The organism is Roseateles sp. P5_B10 (genome assembly GCF_056400485.1).
Window position 1 is genome coordinate 1 of sequence record NZ_JBFULE010001423.1, and the last position, 759, is coordinate 759.

The window sequence follows — 759 nt, forward strand, 5'->3', positions numbered from 1 at the left end:
AGTTGACGTTGCCGCCATTGCGCAGACCTGAGGCCGCACCTTCGAAGATGATCCGCAGCGGCGTGCGCTGCTGGGTCGAATGCAAATTCTGGAACCAGAGCACGAAGCCGAACGCCGCGGCGATCACCGCCAGCGTGAAAGTTCCGATCAGGACGAAGTTCGCCCGCGTTTCCATCAACTCAACTCCAGTACAACTAGCCGATAACAGCGCGTGCGCGCTTGCCGTGGAAATATTCCCGTAGCCAGGGATGTTGCGAGGCCAGCATGTCGGCCATCGTTCCCTGCGCGATGATCTTGCCATTGCCGAGAACGGCGATCCGGTCGCAGGCTGTATGCAGGCTGTCGAGATCATGAGTTACCATGAAAACGGTCAGCCCCAAAGTTCGCTGCAGCGTGCGCACCAGTTCGTCGAAATCGCCGGCGCCGATCGGATCAAGACCGGATGTCGGCTCATCCAGGAACACGATCTCCGGATCGAGCGCGAGCGCCCGCGCCAGCGCGACGCGCTTGATCATGCCGCCCGAGAGTTCCGACGGATAGCGATCCGCGACCTCCGGCTTGAGACCGACCATGGTGAGCTTGGCCATGGTGATCTCGTCGAGCAGGCGTTCCGAGACCTTGAGATATTCGCGCACCGGAAACTGGATGTTCTGCCGCACGTTGAGCGACGAGAACAGCGCCCCGTGCTGAAACAGGATACCCCAGCGCCGCTCGACATCGCGGCGTTCCTTGTCGCCTCTGTCGAGATCGGTGCCGAAC

The 759-nt window shown here is 61.3% G+C and carries 1 protein-coding gene; it reads right to left on the minus strand.

The features are described 5' to 3' along the window. Positions 1–194 precede the first annotated feature (194 nt). Positions 195–759: ABC transporter ATP-binding protein (locus AC1DU6_RS33750; RefSeq protein WP_477862739.1), on the minus strand; the 565-nt coding region annotated here is incomplete at its 5' end.